Origin of the sequence: Paenibacillus sp. FSL H8-0283 (genome assembly GCF_045040675.1) — a bacterium.
GTDB lineage: Bacteria > Bacillota > Bacilli > Paenibacillales > Paenibacillaceae > Paenibacillus > Paenibacillus amylolyticus.
In genome coordinates this window covers 1,178,042-1,195,412 of the sequence record NZ_CP150295.1, presented here as the reverse complement: position 1 = coordinate 1,195,412, position 17,371 = coordinate 1,178,042, and the positions used below count along the sequence as shown (strand labels likewise).

Below are 17,371 nucleotides of genomic sequence, written 5' to 3'. Positions count from 1 at the left end.
CCTTTCTACTTACTAATTTTATTTTTGATTATCAATTATATTCAAACTTGTTCTATTGGGATGACAATAGCTTTATAGGTTATAATGTAACTCATATCTTAGATATTACACTTATCAAACAATACACTTATTCGCCACCTCCACCATCTTCGCAGGCATCTCGTCCCGTAATCGCCACACAAAGCTCATCGGTTTGTTCCCTTCATGACTCACATAATCGGCTTCGCCCAGGAAGACAAATGGAGACGTATAGCCATGCTCTTCCTTAGATTCCCGCACGAATAGCGCGATCCGATTGCCTGTCTCGCGATGATGAATATATCGCTGCGCGGTAGCCGTATGCTCCGACACCCGGCTCTGTGTCTGCCAGTGGAATAACCGCTCGTTGATCGCATAATCCTCATACAGCGTAGATGGTGAGAAATCTTTGTCCGATTTGTTCAATGTAATGAAGAAGATATCCGTCTGTTCGTCTGCAAAATATTTCACGCCTTCACGGAAGGCGGGTGATTGCTCAGCGTTCCAGTAGCCAAAGGCGGCAAGCACTTGGTCGATCGGGTACATACAGTGGATATCCAGTGGACAAGTGTACGGGAACGAATTACTTTTATCCACAAATCGCAGATGAGCCAGATTATATTTAAAAATATCCACAAGTTCTACTCGGAATGCTTCACAAGACAGCACACGCTGCACACCCTCTCCGATGCTGCTCAGTCCTAGCTTCTCGGGCGCAGCTCGATGGAAGGTGTAATAGAACATAATCAACATGCGCCGTTCATCGGCGGTCGCGGTTTCTTTACCTTTTTCAATATAGTCAATCAGGAACGTCAGCCAGCTTCGGGAGTTGATCGTCAACACAGATGGCAATCTGCGAATATACTCCTCGTGTTCATCTTCAATAGGTGCTGTTAATCCGGCTTCGGCCAACATGCCACGGAAATACCTTTTGCCCGTACGTCCACCATACAATTCAACCAGTGTCATCCCGTAATGCTCTACAAAATGAGCCAAGGTCAGCGGCAGTCCGGTGTCTTGCTGAAACGTTTGCAGCTTCTGGATCAGCGCTCTGCGATTGCGACTCATTTGCTTGAGATTGCGCATAATGTATTCTTTCGCTTGCTTTTCCAATTGAATGAACGTGCCGCGAGGCAGGTTCGAGAAGCCGTTCTCGACGTAGTACGAGATGGAATGTTTGGTGGCGCCGATCAGAGCACGGAACTTATCCTGGAACCTGTACTCCTGATGCGCTTGCCCGATGAAGTCGAGCACGGTCAGGCACTCTTTGCCCTCCGCCATCCGTAGTCCACGTCCCAACTGTTGCAGGACAGTCAGACTCTCGGTAGGACGCAGGAACAGGATGGTGTTCACCTCAGGGATATCCACGCCCTCATTGTACAGATCAACGACAAAGATCATGCGCAGTTCCCCATTCACCAGCTGCCCTTTCGCAGAATGGCGTTCCTGTTCGTTCGACCCGCCATGTAGGGCCATGGATGGAATGCCGGCTTCGTTAAATATTTTTGCCATATACATCGCATGATCCACCCCTACACAGAAACCAAGCCCCTTCACATCGTCCAGATCGGTTACGTATTTGTTCAGACTTTGGATGATCTGGTTGGCACGGATTTTGTTATGAGTGTAGAGCTTCTCCAGTTCGTTCAGGTCGTAGCCTTTACGCGACCACTTCACCTGAGATAGATCGACCGAATCGGTGACGCCAAAATATTGAAAAGGACTCAGCAGCTTCCGGTCAATTGCATCGGTTAGACGGATCTCGGCGGCAATCGTATGATCGAAGTAGGCGGTAATGTCTCTGCCATCCATCCGTTCCGGCGTTGCAGTGAGTCCCAGCAAAATCTTCGGTTCGTAATGGGACAACAGCTTCTGGTATGAAGGAGCAACCGCATGATGGAATTCATCCACAATGATGTAATCGTAATAGTCTGGGCTAGTGATCTCCGTCAGCTTCATGGAGTTAAGACTCTGAATGCTAACAAACAAGTGGTCCAGCGCCTCCGCTCGGTGATTCCCGACATGCAGCTCGCCAAAGTTCATATCCTTCAGGATATACCGGAACGTGTCCCGGCTTTGCTTTAAGATTTCTTCCCGATGGGCGACAAAAAGAAGCTTGGCTCCCTCATGGCTTGCCCGGAATCGTTTGTAGTCAAAGGCAGAAATAACCGTTTTGCCAACGCCTGTGGCGGCAACAATCAGATTGCGGGTTCGTCCATACAGCGTACGCTCAGCGTCTAGCTGTTCCAGCACTTCTTTCTGATAATCGTATGGCTGGATGTCGAGGTGAAAGTGGTTGGACTGATCTTTTTTACGATTCAGAGCCGCCTTCAACTGTGCCTCATGCCCTTCATCCTCAGCTACATATCGCGTAAATTCACGGTCATTCCAGTAACTCTCGAAGGTCGCTTCAATCTTGCGTAGCACGTCGAGTGAATCCTTCTCCGTCACCTTGAGGTTCCACTCCATGCCACTGGTTAACGCCGGGTTGGACAGGTTGGAGGAGCCGACATAGGCTGTAGTGAATCCAGTATCACGGTGAAAAATGTACGTTTTGGCGTGTAGCCGAGTCACTTTGGTATCATAGGAAATCTGGATCTCTGTGTTAGGTAACTTGCTGAGTTCAGTGATGGCCTTCAGGTCGGTTGCTTCCATATAGGTGGTCGTGAAAATTCGCAACTTCCCGCCACCCGCCGTGAATTGTTGAAGCTGTTCCAGCAGCAGACGAAGCCCGCTGAATTTGATAAATGACACCAACCAGTCGATCCGGTCGGCGGTCACGATCTCCTTTTGCAACTCTAATAACATACTCGGTTCGGACTTTGCACCTGTGAACAAAGAGCTTTGGGCGATCGGTGTATCTGGACGAACGATTTTGGTATCCCGGACCGCACGAATGCTGTTCAGCTTGGAATACACATGGGTCAGCACTTCTCCCTGCTCGTCCAGTTGCAATTCGTTGTACTCTTCTTCCCCAAGCGTACCTTTCAGGGTAGCAATAATCTCATTACACGTTCGGATCTGCGCCAACACTGCTGTCTTATCTTCTGTCTGTTCCCATACAATCTTGAGCGCTCACCGGGTCACCGCCGCCAAATACGTGAACAGCAGTTTACGTGCTTCCTCTGCATCCAGCTTCTCAGTCCCAATGTTATACACATCCGGGTCCAGCGCCGAAATCTCATGCCTGGTGATTGTGTTGATAAGCTGTTCATATATGCCTTGTTTCATGAATGTACCTCGCGAGAGTTAGGAAGGTTGTGGATAGTTCTCTATGTATATGTTAGCTGAAAGTTGCTTCTTCTATATTATCGACCAATCTGTGGAAGATTTCATTAGTTGTTTTAATTTCATAGGAAAAAGCACCTCTACTTTTGGTTTGGTAGAAGTGCCTAATGATATGACTTTAAATCATGCATAGATACGCGCAGCTCATATCATCTTTTCACTGTATCGATTGGATTATAAGTTAGTATGACAGTCTACTCTCTTAAATTGAAAATAAGGTTATCATTTTATCTTTAATAGAGATTGATAAGTAATTGCTTGTTTTTTGAGTTTGAATATCAACAAACAGGCTAGTTATCTCCTTTTGTAGTACCAAAAGCTCGGCTGGAATAACAAAAACATTCATTTTCTTTATATTCAGACCCTCATCATCAATTTCGATCTCAATTTTCTGTATATCATCGTCAGGACGCAAAATATCAGCTAGACAATAGACAATCTTATCTTCTCTAGCCTCCTTAACCACTTTTTCTCCTAATAACCCTAAGAGAACTTGATAATTCGGATCTCCGTCTTTAAATATATTAATTAACTCAATGATAAGGTCATTCAGAGGAATATTTTTTAATTTCTCTTCCATCCTCTCTCTTGAATCATCTAGAAACCACGATTCGAGGTCCACTGGTGTATCGTCTATTATCCCGGGAACATAGGGCTTAGTGTAAAGAAAATCTTTATTCATTGTTTAACCTACCTTTTAATGTTTTGTATATTCCCCACCTATTTTTTTGGCAACTCTGTCAAATAGCATATCCCACACTGCATCTTTATTACCAGTTTTGAAATATTCTTGTGCTTTTAGATCACTTCTTAGCTCTTTTTGAATATTAGCGAATATAATTCCTATGTCTTCTGCATTTTCTTTCCAACCTTCTGCCCCTCGTTTCATACTCAAATTAGTACCATTTGGAGAAACAGCTCTTATCTCAGCCATATTAAAATCTATTGCAGTGGCTATATCTTCAAGACTGAACGGCCCGTTAGTTGGATGGTTATGAGTAAATACCGTATCTTTAGCTACATCTTTATGGTTACTTATATTTATAGACTTTTCAGTACCAACAACCGTTTCTCCTATTAAATTACCATTCTTATCAAAAAATTGCCCGTGTTCCAAGGGTTTATTTCGAATTTGATCCTCAAACTTATTAACTGATTCTAAATAATGAGTTCTACCTGTCCTTTCATTTCCTTTCCCCGACTCAGGCTTGCCTCCACCTGATGATCCAATGTCGTCCCTCGAACGAAATGCTTTGCCAAACAAAACATACGCCAGGGCCTGTCCCGTCATCGCTCCACCGTAATACCCTGCTCCACTCTCATCGATCTGCTTCTTCTGCTCCTCCACAAATTGCTCTATATCCGACCTCGCTGTTCCCGTACCCCAAGCGGTATCCCATGCAAACTGAATACCACGCCCAACGTCTACAACTTTGCCCACTGTCATGGCATATGCCACACTGCTTAATGTACTGAATGGGTTCTCGAAGAAAGCTTCTGCCGTCTGACCCATTCCCGTTATTGTTTCTCCTACTGATTTATCAAGCAGCCCTACAGCGAAATTTCGCTTTAGTTCCTCTGGAATGTACAGCGCAACCTCGCCTGAGCCGTCCGTTGTTTTGAAGTTCTTCGCGATAAACGTAAACTCTTTCTGGATTTCGTCCAACAGCCCGATTGTAGTCGGGAATACTTCTTTCACCTGCATAAAATCCCAGAAGAAACGCTCTCCTGTCACACCCGACCACTCGGATTGCAACATATAAATTGATTTCTCCAGTTCCCAGACCATTCTCTCCAGTTCCTGTTTCTTCTGCTGGACCAACCGGGCCTTTTCCTCCAATAGATCGGGATGTACCTCAATTCGCTGCATTTCCTTATCACCCGCCAACCTGACCGTAGTTTATGTACCTAAATTTTAACAAGTGAGAGTGAGGATTGGAATCAAACGGAAGGATCATTTCCTCGTTAAAGATGCAGTAGGCAGGAAACATTCATTAGCCAGATATTTTGCGTGTTAGCATTTTGTATTTAAGCGGAGATGACTGTTTTGCCGGCGTATAAAGCCGATGAAACAATTAACTGACTTCCACCCATTTGATCCGGTCAGCTATGCGGATATTTCATCATTCGTACCTTGGATTTAAAGCCTCTCTCCAAACGTCATCACCAACAAAATCCACATTAATCTCTTGAAAATAATTTCGGGTCTCTAGCTCCAAATCATTCAAGATTTGGGGCCAATCCTTCTCGTTAGTTTCCTTGGATTCAAAATCCCCAACAATGTTGAGCCATCGATGATTTAACTGCCGATACTCCTCGATCCTGGCTTTAAGTTCAGCTGTTACAGGATAACTGGTTAAGTCCAGTCTCTCGAACGTCTTTCGCATGCGGTAAAGTGTAGGTGGCATTACATCATCTTGACCTAGATTGTTTGTGAAAAAAGATGCGGGTTTTACCAGCCAGTTAGCTTCTTCACTGAAATTTAGATTCATCAAGTTATACTTATCTATAATCTGCGTCATATTTGTAAAGTTGTAATAGAGCTGGCTGGCTTGTTCTCCATCCTCCACCATCTCGTTTGTTATTTTCTCATTCTTAAGTATTTGGTCGAATAAAATATCATTATCTATAATCGCACTTTTCGTATCAACCATATCTTGTCGTACATTCATCGTTAGATACTGTTCATACATTCTTTTTTCTTTATAAAAGCTATAGGTTAGAACAAGCAATAATGCTAGGCCAATGCAGCATCCAATCATTACAAATCGTTTCATTGATATCATAGCAATTTGTTCTCCTAAGTTTTTAATAGTAAGAAGCACCTCTACGTTTGCCTGGTAGAAGTGCCTTTGAGTAGTATCATTATTTCATTACCTGCTGCTTTTTTTAACTTGATAACTCCTTTTCAATATAAGGACGGTCAAGTAAAAGAAGAAGGCTTGGAGTTAGGTATTTAGTTTGATATTCATCCAACCGATTATTAACCGCCAACAGACCATTCTCCATTCTAAGTAGTTGAGTAGAACCATCTTCTAGGAATAAAAGATTACCACTAGTATTTCCTATAAGGTTTCCTATGATTTTAAATAAATGCTCAAGTCCTTCATAAAATGTATTATCAAATAACTGAACCCTAATGCACACATTAACATCTAAGTTGTAATGATTTCTAACAAAAGCTATGTCAGAAATATCTTCAATTTCAAGAGTCAAAGAGAAAAAATTAGATCCAATTACTATTTCTTCATCGTTACTATTAAATGAAACTGATCCGTTAACAAATTCAATGGTATATCTTTCTAACAGCTTCCCTAAAGAATTAAGATCTAAATTAGATCGTAGAAATAATTCGTAATCCATGTACTGATCCTCCTCTATTCGATGAGTAGAATCCTGTTGAATTGATCTCACTAAAAATCTTCTACATATCTTTATATTCTCTGGTTTCAATAAACCTTCTGTACTCTACTCGATCCCAAAAACCGTCTTCGTTATTAATTCTTAGAATCCCATCAATTCTATAAACACATTCATTATCATTAAGAAGAAACAAAAGGTTACTTTCCGTCGAATCGATTATTTCAAAGACAAGTACAAGAATGCGGATAATTGCCTCTATACTATCCCAGTCATTATCTATTCGGAAATTTAAACTCTGATTATATTTAAAATCATTGGCAAGAAACTCTGAATCGTAACCAAATGGACTAGCTGAAGTATCAATTAAAGCAATTGAAAATCCAACTTTATTTACTGTTTCCTCAATTTTTAATCCTTTGTCTAATTGTATTACTTCATCACAAATAATATTGATCTTAGTTAATTTCTCAATCAGAGTTTCTTTTGTCAACACAACTTCTTCACATTTCAAGGAGCAGTCAGTTGCCATTTAATCTCCTCCTACTATTACATACAAACCTCTACTATAATTTGGTAGGAGTGCTGTTTGTATGAATACAATTACATTAAATATGATCTACAGATTATTAATATCAATCGGATCTTTCTCCACAAATTTTTCATACCAATTGTTTAGTGGGAAATGTGAGACTTGTATAATTTCTAGAGAGAGTGGTTTGATGGTAAAAGAGCCGCCCCTTTCAAAAAGTTTAATTAACGGTTCATAAATGTCTAGATATTGACTAATGCCCGTGTTATTCTCTGCGTACTTCGCCAACTGTAAATAGTATTCAAATATTCTTTTCACATATGAGTTTTGATTCAAATAAGCAACAGCCTCTGAACTACAATAAGCTGAAATATCTAATTCCTCTTCTTGATCTCCTAGCAGTTTCGCCACATTTGTAAATGCAGGTGGCATAGGCTTCAGCTGCTCCGCTTTATAAAACTGAGCCATTCTTCTGAGAAATTCATAGCCGAGGTTAGTATCCTTCTCAGAGACACCAGTACCTACTGAACCCCAATTTATACTATTTAATTTGGATACTGCATTTTCCAATAACATTCTGTTTCACCCCAACATTCAGCAATTAATCTCATATTCGTAGTACTTGCTAGTATCCTCATTCCATAAAAATGAACCTCTACGTTTGTCTGGTAGAATTGCTTTTATGCATTATTTATCTGTAATTCAGTTGAGAGATTTCATAAAAACTGAATACTCAATATTTTCGAGAAGTTCTCCATAATGCGTTTGGAGGAATTCAAGATATGTTACGTTGAACGTATACTTTCCGTTTTTAAAGAAAAATATCTCTTCTCCAGATGTGTGATAGAATACTCCATCTACTTTGAGTGATCCGATAACAGAAAAAGAAATTTCGTACATTGTTTTATACCATAATTCATATTGTTGATTATTCTCCAATTCAAAAGATATTGTTTGTTGATAAATAAAATCCGCTTCTTGAAACATAGTTTCATAAGAAGCTGCTGGATGATCAGCCGGGAAATTATTATCATAAACAGTTATTTTAAAACCACCGCTTAGATCAAACTCATGAATGAACAATGCATTGTGTTGTCGGTTCATATAATTCACTTCAAAATTCTTACTTTCAATTAATCTTTTCAACCATAACGGATCTTGTTTTCCATTCAATTTAAGTGAATATTCCATAAACTTCTCTCCTCTACTTTAAGGGAATACCGATATGATCTTACCGTCCTTTTTGATTGCGATAACTTCTTCTAAACCTTGGATTTCCCATTCTTTAAATTGCTTAAGCAACGCAGAATCATCTCCAGACCACTTTGTTAAATTAATTACCACATTCTTGGTTTGTTGTTTAATCACAACCTTTTCTTGAACCTCACTCCAAATACCTCTAATACCTTTATTTTCAGTTGGTGCATAACAGTCAAATATACGCCCTTCAATTCTAAAATCGGGATCTCTTTTGGAATCAATTCCATCACTATCTAAAACTTTAGGGTTCTGTTCAATCCGATATCCACTTCTCGCCAATTGATCAGCAGCATCATTTTCTAGTTCTAAAGACTGTTTAGTCGCCTTATCCGCATTATTCGGAATTTTTGTTCTCGCTCCACTTGGTAAGGCTTCTGGATTAGGTGATCCACTTGGCTTTATTAGATCTCTGGGACTGTCAATTCCCTTTTGAGGCTCCTTCTTATTTCCACCCGACCCAATGTCGTCCTTCGAACGAAAAGCTTTGCCAAACAAAACATACGCCAAAGCCTGTCCTGTCATCGCCCCACCGTAATACCCTGCACCATTCTCATCAATCTGTTTCTTCTGCTCTTCTACAAATTGCTCTATATCAGATCTCGCCGTTCCCGTACCCCAAGCGGTATCCCATGCAAACTGAATACCTCGCCCAACGTCTACAACTTTGCCCACTGTCATGGCATATGCCACACTGCTTAATGTACTGAATGGGTTATCGAAGAAAGCTTCTGCCGTCTGGCCCATTCCTGTTATTGTTTCTCCTATGGATTTATCAAGCAGCCCTACAGCGAAATTTCGCTTTAGTTCTTCTGGAATGTACAGCGCAACCTCGCCTGAGCCGTCCGTTGTTTTGAAGTTCCTCGCGATAAAAGTAAACTCATTCTGGATCTTGTCCAACAGCCCAAGTGTAGTCGGGAACACTTCTTTTACCTGCATAAAATCCCAGAAGAAACGTTCTCCGGTCACACCCGACCATTCGGATTGCAACATATAGATGGATTTCTCCAATAGATCGGGATGTACCTCGATTCGTTGCATTTCCTTATCACCCGCCAACCTGACCGTAGTTTATGTACCTAAATTTTAACAAGTGAGAAGGAGGATTGGAATCAAACGGAAGAATCATTTCCTCAGAGGTTATCCGGTAGTTGGGCAACATCCTTGGGTAACTATTTTTGCACATTAATGCATGGATGAATGCCGTTGAGTCGACTGGGTATCTTGTACAAAAAGAACGACTTCTATCACAGATAGAAGTCGCACAAGATAACGATACAGTAGGATTAGATCTTCTTTAAGACACTACAAATTGTACGACAATTGGAGTCCCATCATTTAATGCATCTCCACCGGGAATTGTAATTGTAGTAGTCGTAGCCGAGGATGTATCTGCTGTTTGCATAAGGCCATTAATATAAAGATTGTAGTAGTTGTAGGTGCCTGGAAATGCGGTTGCAGCTACACCAGCGTCGTTTGTAAAAGCAGTCGCAGCAATGGCAAACGTTGCCCCAGTGCCGGTCCCATCACCAATGGTTGCAACAAATCTTAAACTGTTCTGAAATGGTGTCACAAGTGGCATGTTTCTCACCTCCTACCTAACATAGTATATGTGGTAGGTTTGGGAGTAGTGAAGGCAAAGGAACCAGCAACTACAACCAATTTTAACCATTTATAATATTGGCTGTTATTATAATTATCTCGATAGTGATAGGTGTCCCTGCAAAGATCACACCGTTTTGTGACGAAAAAAACAACCTCTCCGCACTTACACTGTATGAGTTTCCTGGTTGGACGATCCCGTTTATATAAAGATTGTTGAAACTAGTAAGTCCAACCCCGGCAAATTCGGTTATGCTGTCGCCATCGTCATTTGTGAATTCTGTGGCAGGAATTACAACCGATGCCGACAAATCCAGATCGGTATCCGGAAAATAGAAGTAACGGTTTGCCGTAGGAATGATTTCAATTCCGGGTACGGTGCCCGGCGGACCTTGCTCACCTGGGGGACCCGTTGGTCCTTGGACTCCGGGAGTTCCCGGTTGACCTGGCTCACCCTGAGGACCTGCGGGACCCTGCGCTCCGGGAACTCCTGCTTGACCCGGTTCACCTTGAGGACCAGCCGGACCTTGCGCCCCGGGAACTCCGGGTTGACCTGGCTCACCCTGAGGGCCAGCGGGACCCTGCGCTCCGGGAACTCCGGGTTGACCCGGCTCACCTTGAGGACCTGCGGGACCTTGCGCCCCGGGAACTCCGGGTTGACCCGATTCACCTTGAGGCCCTGCCGGGCCTTGCGCTCCGGGAACTCCCGGTTGACCCGGCACACCCTGAGGGCCAGCGGGACCCTGCGCTCCGGGAACTCCCGGTTGACCCGGTTCACCCTGAGGACCTGCCGGGCCTTGCGCTCCGGGAACTCCCGGTTGACCCGGCGCGCCGTGAGGGCCTGCGGGGCCTTGGGCACCTGCCACACCTTGCGTTCCAGGGGGATTCACAGTCTCCAATTCATGTTGTCTCAACGGAGCAAGCAGGGGGCCGGGCTCACAACATACCGGGTTGCTGCCTCCCCCTCTCGGTAATGCAATGACTTTTTTGTCACGGGCCATTTTCTGGGATCTTAATGGACGCTTCAGTGAGCAGCGCTTTCTCCGATAAGATCTACGGATAATATGGCATTTCTTTCGCTTTCCCAAGTGTTTGTTTCTGCATTTCGACGTAGAACGACTGGGCCTTAATTTGTTGAGGGTGGCTGTCCTCTTGTTCAGATACTTCAAAATGGTCATCTCCTTAGGCCAAGGCACACAGTATATATGCCCTATACTATGTCCTTAACACATTCGGAGAGTGTGCGAATAACTATGAGGGAAGCCCAATAAAAAAGACAAGAGTCTTGCTATAGTTGTCCTTTGTCTTGCCAGCATGGCTTCATTGTCTCCCCAGTAGGACCTCACAGATCATATTTTATGTTTAACTCAGACGATCATGGGAGCAAACTTCATCTATAGAGTTCAGCGGGTTTCGATAGAGTTCCAATTTCTTTTGCTGGACCAATCGAGCTTTCTCGATCCAGGCAACATTCATTAGCCAGATATTTTACGTGTTCGTGCACGTTTTTTAGTAGACTCTTACCTCTTCTTAAAATGCTGAACGATCTCTTCCGGTTCCTGCGTCTCCAATGTAATCTGGCCTTTCTCGAACAGGATCATGTACGGATATGATTTCAGACCAAAAATCTTCTCATAATTAAACTTGTTTTCATCACGGACATTATAAAAGGTTACGTTAGTTATTGGGCCTTCTGCCCTCAAATTCTCGTTATTCACTTCATTTAATTGCGTCTGTAACTCAACAGTAAATGGTCGCTCCGAAGGTCGGTCGGTAAATACAATGAGTGATGCATCATTTCTTTGATTTTGCGTTAGATAATCAATGGCTTTCTCTCTATTGTTCTGACCACACCCTGTCACTAAAAGTATCAAAATACATAACACCCAAAGCCTCTTCATTTATATAACCACCCAAAATATGATATAATTGGTTATTAACTATTAAATTCACTTCATTAAAAATCTATTCGCTGAAAGGAAGATGCACATTGAACAAAAGGAATATCATCATCGCTATCATTATTGCTCTTATAATATTGATACTTCAACTTGTGCTTTATTTTTCTGTAACTAATAAAGAAGAATCCGCACTTCCCGATTCAAACATTCCATTTCAAACCAAAACAGTAGATGAGCTTACCATCACAATGCATAATGCAACCTATACAGATCATGAAGTGCAGTTGGGTTATGAGATTCAGGGTGGTGGACAGTCAATGCTTTGTACAGATAAAATTTCGATTTTTCACCTTTCAAATAGCAACAAAAACCTGCATAGCCAGCCTCGGCTTCACAGTTTTTATTAAGAATTTGCATGTGGATACATCTCATTTACAACTTAGGCATCCAAAAGGGGTTCTCTTCCTTCTCACACCCGGTTAACACGTAAAAAATATGTCCCTGCTCACTCTTCATCGTACCGATCCCTTTGCAGGTGTCTGTCTTCATTCCCTGTTTGGAGCCATAGGCATCCCTTGAGTTATCGTAAGTCGATTGAATAGCTGTACCATCATAGATCAATTCCTGGATAATGGGCCCACCTTCAATGGTATACATCGTTACACGAACCTGATCCTGCTGTTTTTTCTTCACATTTTTCATAAATGTGTCCCACTTATCTTCGTTCCGTATGCCTCCATGAAGCACAACCACATCGCCGCTTTGCTCCGCTTGCTCTGGATTATGAGGCTCAATAATTTCTGGGAATGATTTCGTGATTACTGGAGAATCCGTTGTTGGATCATTTGCCTGACAGGCAGTTAACAGCATTAAAGCTAACGATAGGATAAGCATACTTTTTCTCATTCCATCACCTCATGTATGAAACGTTTCAATCTTATCCTTTGTTGCATGATTATGCTTAATTTGTCATTTATCTGTAACTCCCTCGTTGTCCCAAACGTTTAGAATCATAGAAATGTATAAACAGGAACGAAAATTTTAGTGATTTATCATTTAGCAGGGGGTTAATTTAATGACGTTAAAAACAATGCTCGGTGTAGCACTGGCTCTATCTGTACTACTATCCACCCATTCAGCAAGTACAGCGGCTCTAACTTCAACAAATGAGTGGCAATCAACCGGACTAGCCCATGAAATGGAGCGCTCCGTCCCAACATCTACTTCTGTTCTGCTCATTGCCCCAACTCAACATGAAGGTCGTTCCGCATACAACGGCAGCTTCACAATGGTTGCTTCGAATGGAACACATGCCAACATATCGATTGAAAACAACAGCAACCACACGATATATGTGAAGATGTATGTAGATGAAGGAAGTGAACCTATGGAAACATCTATCAGCAGAAATAGTGATAAAACGATCAACCTGCTTGCATTACAAGACACGGATATTAAGTTGTACATTTATAGCAGAATAGGTCATCACTTAGATCTCTCAGTTGAAGCAGAGCAGTTTCATTGATGTTTTCTCTCACACCTACATACAAGAAAAACCCTTCACGCAAGCGATTCAGATCCACGTTCCCATGGACCCATGCCTGCTTGAAGGGTTTTATATTTCGATCACATTTATTTCTCGAATCTGAACCAGCCGAAGTCAAACTGACTGCCGGGTAGGAAGATAAAGCTTACTTTTTGCACACCTGTCACTTGCTCAAGCTCAAACACCCGCTCCTCATATCCACCTGACTGGGTGAACTCAACCAGCTGGTTGCTCTGTCCGTCCGCACCTGCGAAGCGAATATGAATCGTATTTTTATCGATCGGTGAATGACCGTAGATCACGAGCTTGGATGTGCCTTCTGCCTTAAAGTCCATGTTTTCAAACTCCAGCGATACATTGTTCCCGATACCTTCTACTCGATCAGCTTCAATTTTGAACGTATCTCCGTAGAGATGATCACAGGATGCAGCCGCATTCTGTTCAAAGGCCCGACTCTGACGTTCGAAGGAGAAGCCTTTAATATGAATCTTCTGCTTCAGTACAAAACAGATCGACGTGATCCCGCTAAGGCGTTTGGATAAGTGGTATGTCTCTTCCTGGTATACATTCCAGATGGACTCTTTGTCATACACCACATCCGCGATCATCGTGCTTCCTTCTTCATCCGGCATACCTTCCCAGATCTGAATGAAGTAGTCCTCCGTGGACAACGTAAAGATAGGAATCGTTATGGTATCGGAGCCGTACGGTCCAAAGTCAATATTACGGAAGCCTACATGCGTCTCTCCATCCCGACTTGTCGCTACCCCGCGCTCATTGCCGTTACCAACCTCACCTTTGGTGTAATCGTACAGTCCACCCGTGATGAAGCCGTATGGATCTTTGTAGGCTGTACCGAGACCGTCCGCCTTGAACTCCAGCTGGGAGATGAGTTTCGTTTTATCCGTACCGTTGGTACTGGTTGCGCGAAGCCGGAACTCCCCGTCACCTATAGCCGATACCTTCACCGCATGTTGATGCCCACCGTTATCGCCGGTTTCTGCTTGAACAGCTTCCACTTTGGCAATGTTGGATTCAATTCCTGCATCGTTCACAACAGCCCACTCTATGTCGCGGTAGGAGGTGTTCTCTGGATACAGCTTGGCGGTTACGACCAGCTCCGGGTTGGACGGATCGAGCAACTGTCCTGCAGTACTGATGATCTCGATTTTCCGCAAAGGAATTTCCTGAGCATTCCCCGTAAGCACTGGACGTTCTTCATTGTTCATGAAGACAGATTGTACTTGTTTCTCATCATTAAGTTCAGCCGCCACAAGTAGAGATTCAAATTCAGCCGTAGCTCCTTCCAACCCTTCGGAAGAAACTTCAATCCGTACCGTTCCAGCTTCATTTGTCGCTCCGATGATCGCCATCAGCTTGCCGCTGAATAGTCTTCTGCTCAACCCTTTGTAGGGATCATAGTCGGTGCTGTCCCCATTATCCAGACCCAGCAGTCGTCCTGCACCAGTCACCTGAACTTGCACGCGGTTGTTCGCATTGTGAACCGGATTACCCGCTTCATCTTCCACATCAATTTCTACAAAAATAAGGTCTGTGCCATTCGCTTGTAGCTGCGCCCGATCCGCTTGCAGACGAATCTTCTTCGCATCCGTATAGGATCTTTGCACATCGGTTGCAATGATCTGGCCGTTCTCATCGTAAGCGATCGCTTTCAGCTCGCCCTCTTCGTACGGCACTTTCCACCAGCCAGACAGCTGTGTTCCGTTGGCATGATCGATATCGTACGTACCAATGGTTTTACCGTTGAGTTGCAGCTCAATCTTCGGTGCGTTGCTGCACACGCGTACATCAATAATCTGACCCGGGCTGAAATCCCAATACGGAAACAGGTGAACCATCGGACTTTTCTTATAATCCGTCCAAGCCGCTTGGTAGATGTAGTAGGAGTCTTTCGGGAACGTTGCTGTATCCAGCTGTCCAAAATACGAATTCTTCGTATGATACGGTGTCGGCTCTCCGATATAATCGAATCCGGTCCACAGGAACTGACCCAGTGAATACGGCGTATCCCGCTCTGCCAAAATGCAGTATTCTGCCGACTTCGCGCCCCAGCTGGTCGTACTGTTACCCAAAGCCGAACACTGCTCGTCATCATCTGCCAGAATCGGCTGTTCGAACGGGAAGTGATAAATGCCACGACTTTGCACCACCGAAGACGTTTCACTACCATAGATGATCCAGTCCGGATGTTCTTCATGATGTTTGTCGTAGTATTTTTCCGCGTAGTTGTAGCCTGCCAGCTTCACGATATCCGCGCATTTTTGTGCATTTTCCCAAGGCATGTAGTTCGAACCAATCGTCACGCCAGCATTACCTTTTGGATCAAATTCCAGCACATAATCCATCAGCATCCGAGTTACTTCCTGTCCACGCTCATCCGCATGGGTATCATAAATTTCGTTCCCGATACTCCACATGATCAGACTGGCATGGTTACGGTCGCGCTTCACCCAACTCTTCACATCCGTATGCACCCACTCCGGGAAAAATCTCGCATAATCGTATGGCGTTTTGGCACGTTCCCACATATCAAAGGCTTCAGACACAACCAGCATACCCATCTCATCCGCGAGTTCCATGAACTCTTTGGCAGGCATATTATGCGCGGTACGGATGGCGTTAACGCCCATTTCTTTGAGCAAAACAAATCTTCTACGCAATGCCGTCAGGTTAAACGCAGCTCCCAGCGCCCCAAGATCGTGATGTTCACACACGCCGTTCAGCTTCATCTTGACCCCGTTCAGGTGGAACCCTTCATTGGCATCAAGTTTGATATCCCGGAATCCAATGCGCTGTGATACCGATTCAACTGTCCGATCTTCCGAGATCAATCGCAACTCAGTCACCAGTTCATACAGATGCGGTGCATCCGGGCTCCACAGGTTTGGACTCTCCACAATGATCTGTTGGCTATCTGCCGATGCGGCCGCATTCTCATCCTCCGAAGCCGTAACATTCGCTTGGCTGGATGCCACCACTTGACCTTCATACAAGATCGTATGCACCAGTTCTGCCTGCTGATTCTGTTCCAGGTTCAGCTCCGTATCCACTTCCACCTGCCAGCCATCCGTCTGTTGCTTGATGGATACATAGATTCCATCCGTAACAATATGGTTGCGGTCTCTCGTCTTCAGCCACACATGGCGATAGATTCCGGCCCCGGAATACCATCTGCTGTTCGGGCTCTGATGTACTACTTTGACCACAATCTCATTGTCGCCTTCCACCAGTGCATTCGTGATCTCATGTTCAAAAGCGGAATAGCCATACTTCCACTCCCCAACCAGCTGCCCGTTCACATACACCGAAGAGTCCATGTATACGCCATCAAAACAAAGCAGAAGCTGCTGCTCATCCTTCGTGTAATGGAACGTCTTTCGGTACCATCCGATGCTGTCTTCATATAGTTCAAGCGTATTATATATCAGCCAATCATGGGGAAGCTCAACAGGTTCATACACCAGACCCGCAGGTTCCGTAACATCCAGCTTACTTTTCGCAAATTGCCATCCATCATTAAAAAGTCTCTTCTGATTCATGTTAGTTTCTCACTTTCTTGAAGTAAATTATGATTGCGGTTACAACAGTAAATGTCGCTTTCTCCGAAAACCTTTTCGGTAATACACAAGTATGACTATAACACATAACCCGATTATACCATCAGTCTCTTTCCTGTAACTCCATTTCATAAGATTTTTTAGCCATAATGATGAACGTTTTATTCCCTCCAAGCATAGTAACTTTCGATGACAACAAGCCAAAAAGGCAACCCGTCAAACGAGTCACCTTCTAGTTCTATCCTATAGCACGTACTTCTTCTCTATACACTCCTACACCAACACTACT

Annotated in this window: 15 protein-coding genes and 1 pseudogene; 2 read left to right on the top strand and 14 right to left on the bottom strand. The window is 43.6% G+C overall.

Annotated elements, in window-relative coordinates; translation table 11 throughout:
• Window positions 1-114: 114 nt before the first annotated feature.
• From MHI52_RS05345 to MHI52_RS05290, 12 genes and pseudogenes are all read right to left on the bottom strand, one after another.
• Window positions 115-3,249: pseudogene (locus MHI52_RS05345) on the bottom strand (DUF3427 domain-containing protein).
• Window positions 3,250-3,508: 259 nt separating this feature from the next.
• Complete coding sequence (locus MHI52_RS05340) at window positions 3,509-3,988, bottom strand: hypothetical protein (RefSeq protein WP_282319284.1); 480 nt, start codon at window positions 3,986-3,988, stop codon at window positions 3,509-3,511.
• Between the two features lie 15 nt (window positions 3,989-4,003).
• On the bottom strand, window positions 4,004-5,176 hold the full coding sequence (locus MHI52_RS05335; RefSeq protein WP_405158620.1) for a WXG100 family type VII secretion target: 1,173 nt from the start codon (window positions 5,174-5,176) through the stop codon (window positions 4,004-4,006).
• Window positions 5,177-5,429: 253 nt separating this feature from the next.
• Window positions 5,430-6,092 carry a hypothetical protein gene (locus MHI52_RS05330; RefSeq protein ID WP_340983367.1) on the bottom strand — a complete coding sequence of 221 codons (663 nt, stop codon included), beginning with the start codon at window positions 6,090-6,092 and terminating at the stop codon, window positions 5,430-5,432.
• 103 nt (window positions 6,093-6,195) lie between these two features.
• Window positions 6,196-6,669, bottom strand: coding sequence for a hypothetical protein (locus tag MHI52_RS05325; protein WP_127547385.1), 474 nt, complete (start codon window positions 6,667-6,669; stop codon window positions 6,196-6,198).
• 61 nt (window positions 6,670-6,730) lie between these two features.
• Window positions 6,731-7,198, bottom strand: coding sequence for a SitI3 family protein (locus MHI52_RS05320; protein WP_282319287.1), 468 nt, complete (start codon window positions 7,196-7,198; stop codon window positions 6,731-6,733).
• 87 nt (window positions 7,199-7,285) lie between these two features.
• Window positions 7,286-7,774, bottom strand: coding sequence for a hypothetical protein (locus MHI52_RS05315; RefSeq protein ID WP_282319288.1), 489 nt, complete (start codon window positions 7,772-7,774; stop codon window positions 7,286-7,288).
• A 126-nt stretch (window positions 7,775-7,900) separates the two neighbouring features.
• Window positions 7,901-8,389: a hypothetical protein gene (locus MHI52_RS05310; protein WP_405158619.1), complete on the bottom strand. Its 489-nt coding sequence runs from the start codon at window positions 8,387-8,389 to the stop codon at window positions 7,901-7,903.
• Window positions 8,390-8,407: 18 nt separating this feature from the next.
• Entirely contained in the window at window positions 8,408-9,448 is a 1,041-nt protein-coding gene (locus MHI52_RS05305) for a hypothetical protein (RefSeq protein ID WP_405158618.1), read from the bottom strand.
• Window positions 9,449-9,752: 304 nt separating this feature from the next.
• The gene (locus MHI52_RS05300; RefSeq protein WP_036606220.1) at window positions 9,753-10,037 is read right to left on the bottom strand and encodes a DUF4183 domain-containing protein; all 285 of its coding nucleotides are present in this window, start codon (window positions 10,035-10,037) and stop codon (window positions 9,753-9,755) included.
• Between the two features lie 82 nt (window positions 10,038-10,119).
• On the bottom strand, window positions 10,120-11,058 hold the full coding sequence (locus MHI52_RS05295; RefSeq protein ID WP_405158617.1) for a DUF4183 domain-containing protein: 939 nt from the start codon (window positions 11,056-11,058) through the stop codon (window positions 10,120-10,122).
• 519 nt (window positions 11,059-11,577) lie between these two features.
• Window positions 11,578-11,958, bottom strand: coding sequence for a hypothetical protein (locus MHI52_RS05290; RefSeq protein WP_405158616.1), 381 nt, complete (start codon window positions 11,956-11,958; stop codon window positions 11,578-11,580).
• Window positions 11,959-12,047: 89 nt separating this feature from the next.
• On the opposite strand from MHI52_RS05290, the gene MHI52_RS05285 reads away from it, so the two are divergent.
• A complete protein-coding gene (locus MHI52_RS05285; RefSeq protein WP_340983371.1) occupies window positions 12,048-12,365 on the top strand; it encodes a hypothetical protein in 318 nt (105 codons plus the stop codon).
• Window positions 12,366-12,390: 25 nt separating this feature from the next.
• On the opposite strand, the gene MHI52_RS05280 is transcribed toward MHI52_RS05285, so the two are convergent.
• Window positions 12,391-12,864 carry a DUF4362 domain-containing protein gene (locus MHI52_RS05280; protein WP_405158615.1) on the bottom strand — a complete coding sequence of 158 codons (474 nt, stop codon included), beginning with the start codon at window positions 12,862-12,864 and terminating at the stop codon, window positions 12,391-12,393.
• A 169-nt stretch (window positions 12,865-13,033) separates the two neighbouring features.
• Here MHI52_RS05280 and MHI52_RS05275 point away from each other — a divergent pair, with 169 nt between their 5' ends.
• A complete protein-coding gene (locus tag MHI52_RS05275) occupies window positions 13,034-13,483 on the top strand; it encodes a hypothetical protein (RefSeq protein ID WP_405158614.1) in 450 nt (149 codons plus the stop codon).
• A 107-nt stretch (window positions 13,484-13,590) separates the two neighbouring features.
• Here MHI52_RS05275 and MHI52_RS05270 read toward each other — a convergent pair whose 3' ends face one another.
• Window positions 13,591-17,064, bottom strand: a complete 3,474-nt coding sequence (locus MHI52_RS05270) for a glycoside hydrolase family 2 TIM barrel-domain containing protein (RefSeq protein ID WP_405158613.1) — start codon at window positions 17,062-17,064, stop codon at window positions 13,591-13,593.
• Between the last annotated feature and the right edge of the window lie 307 nt (window positions 17,065-17,371).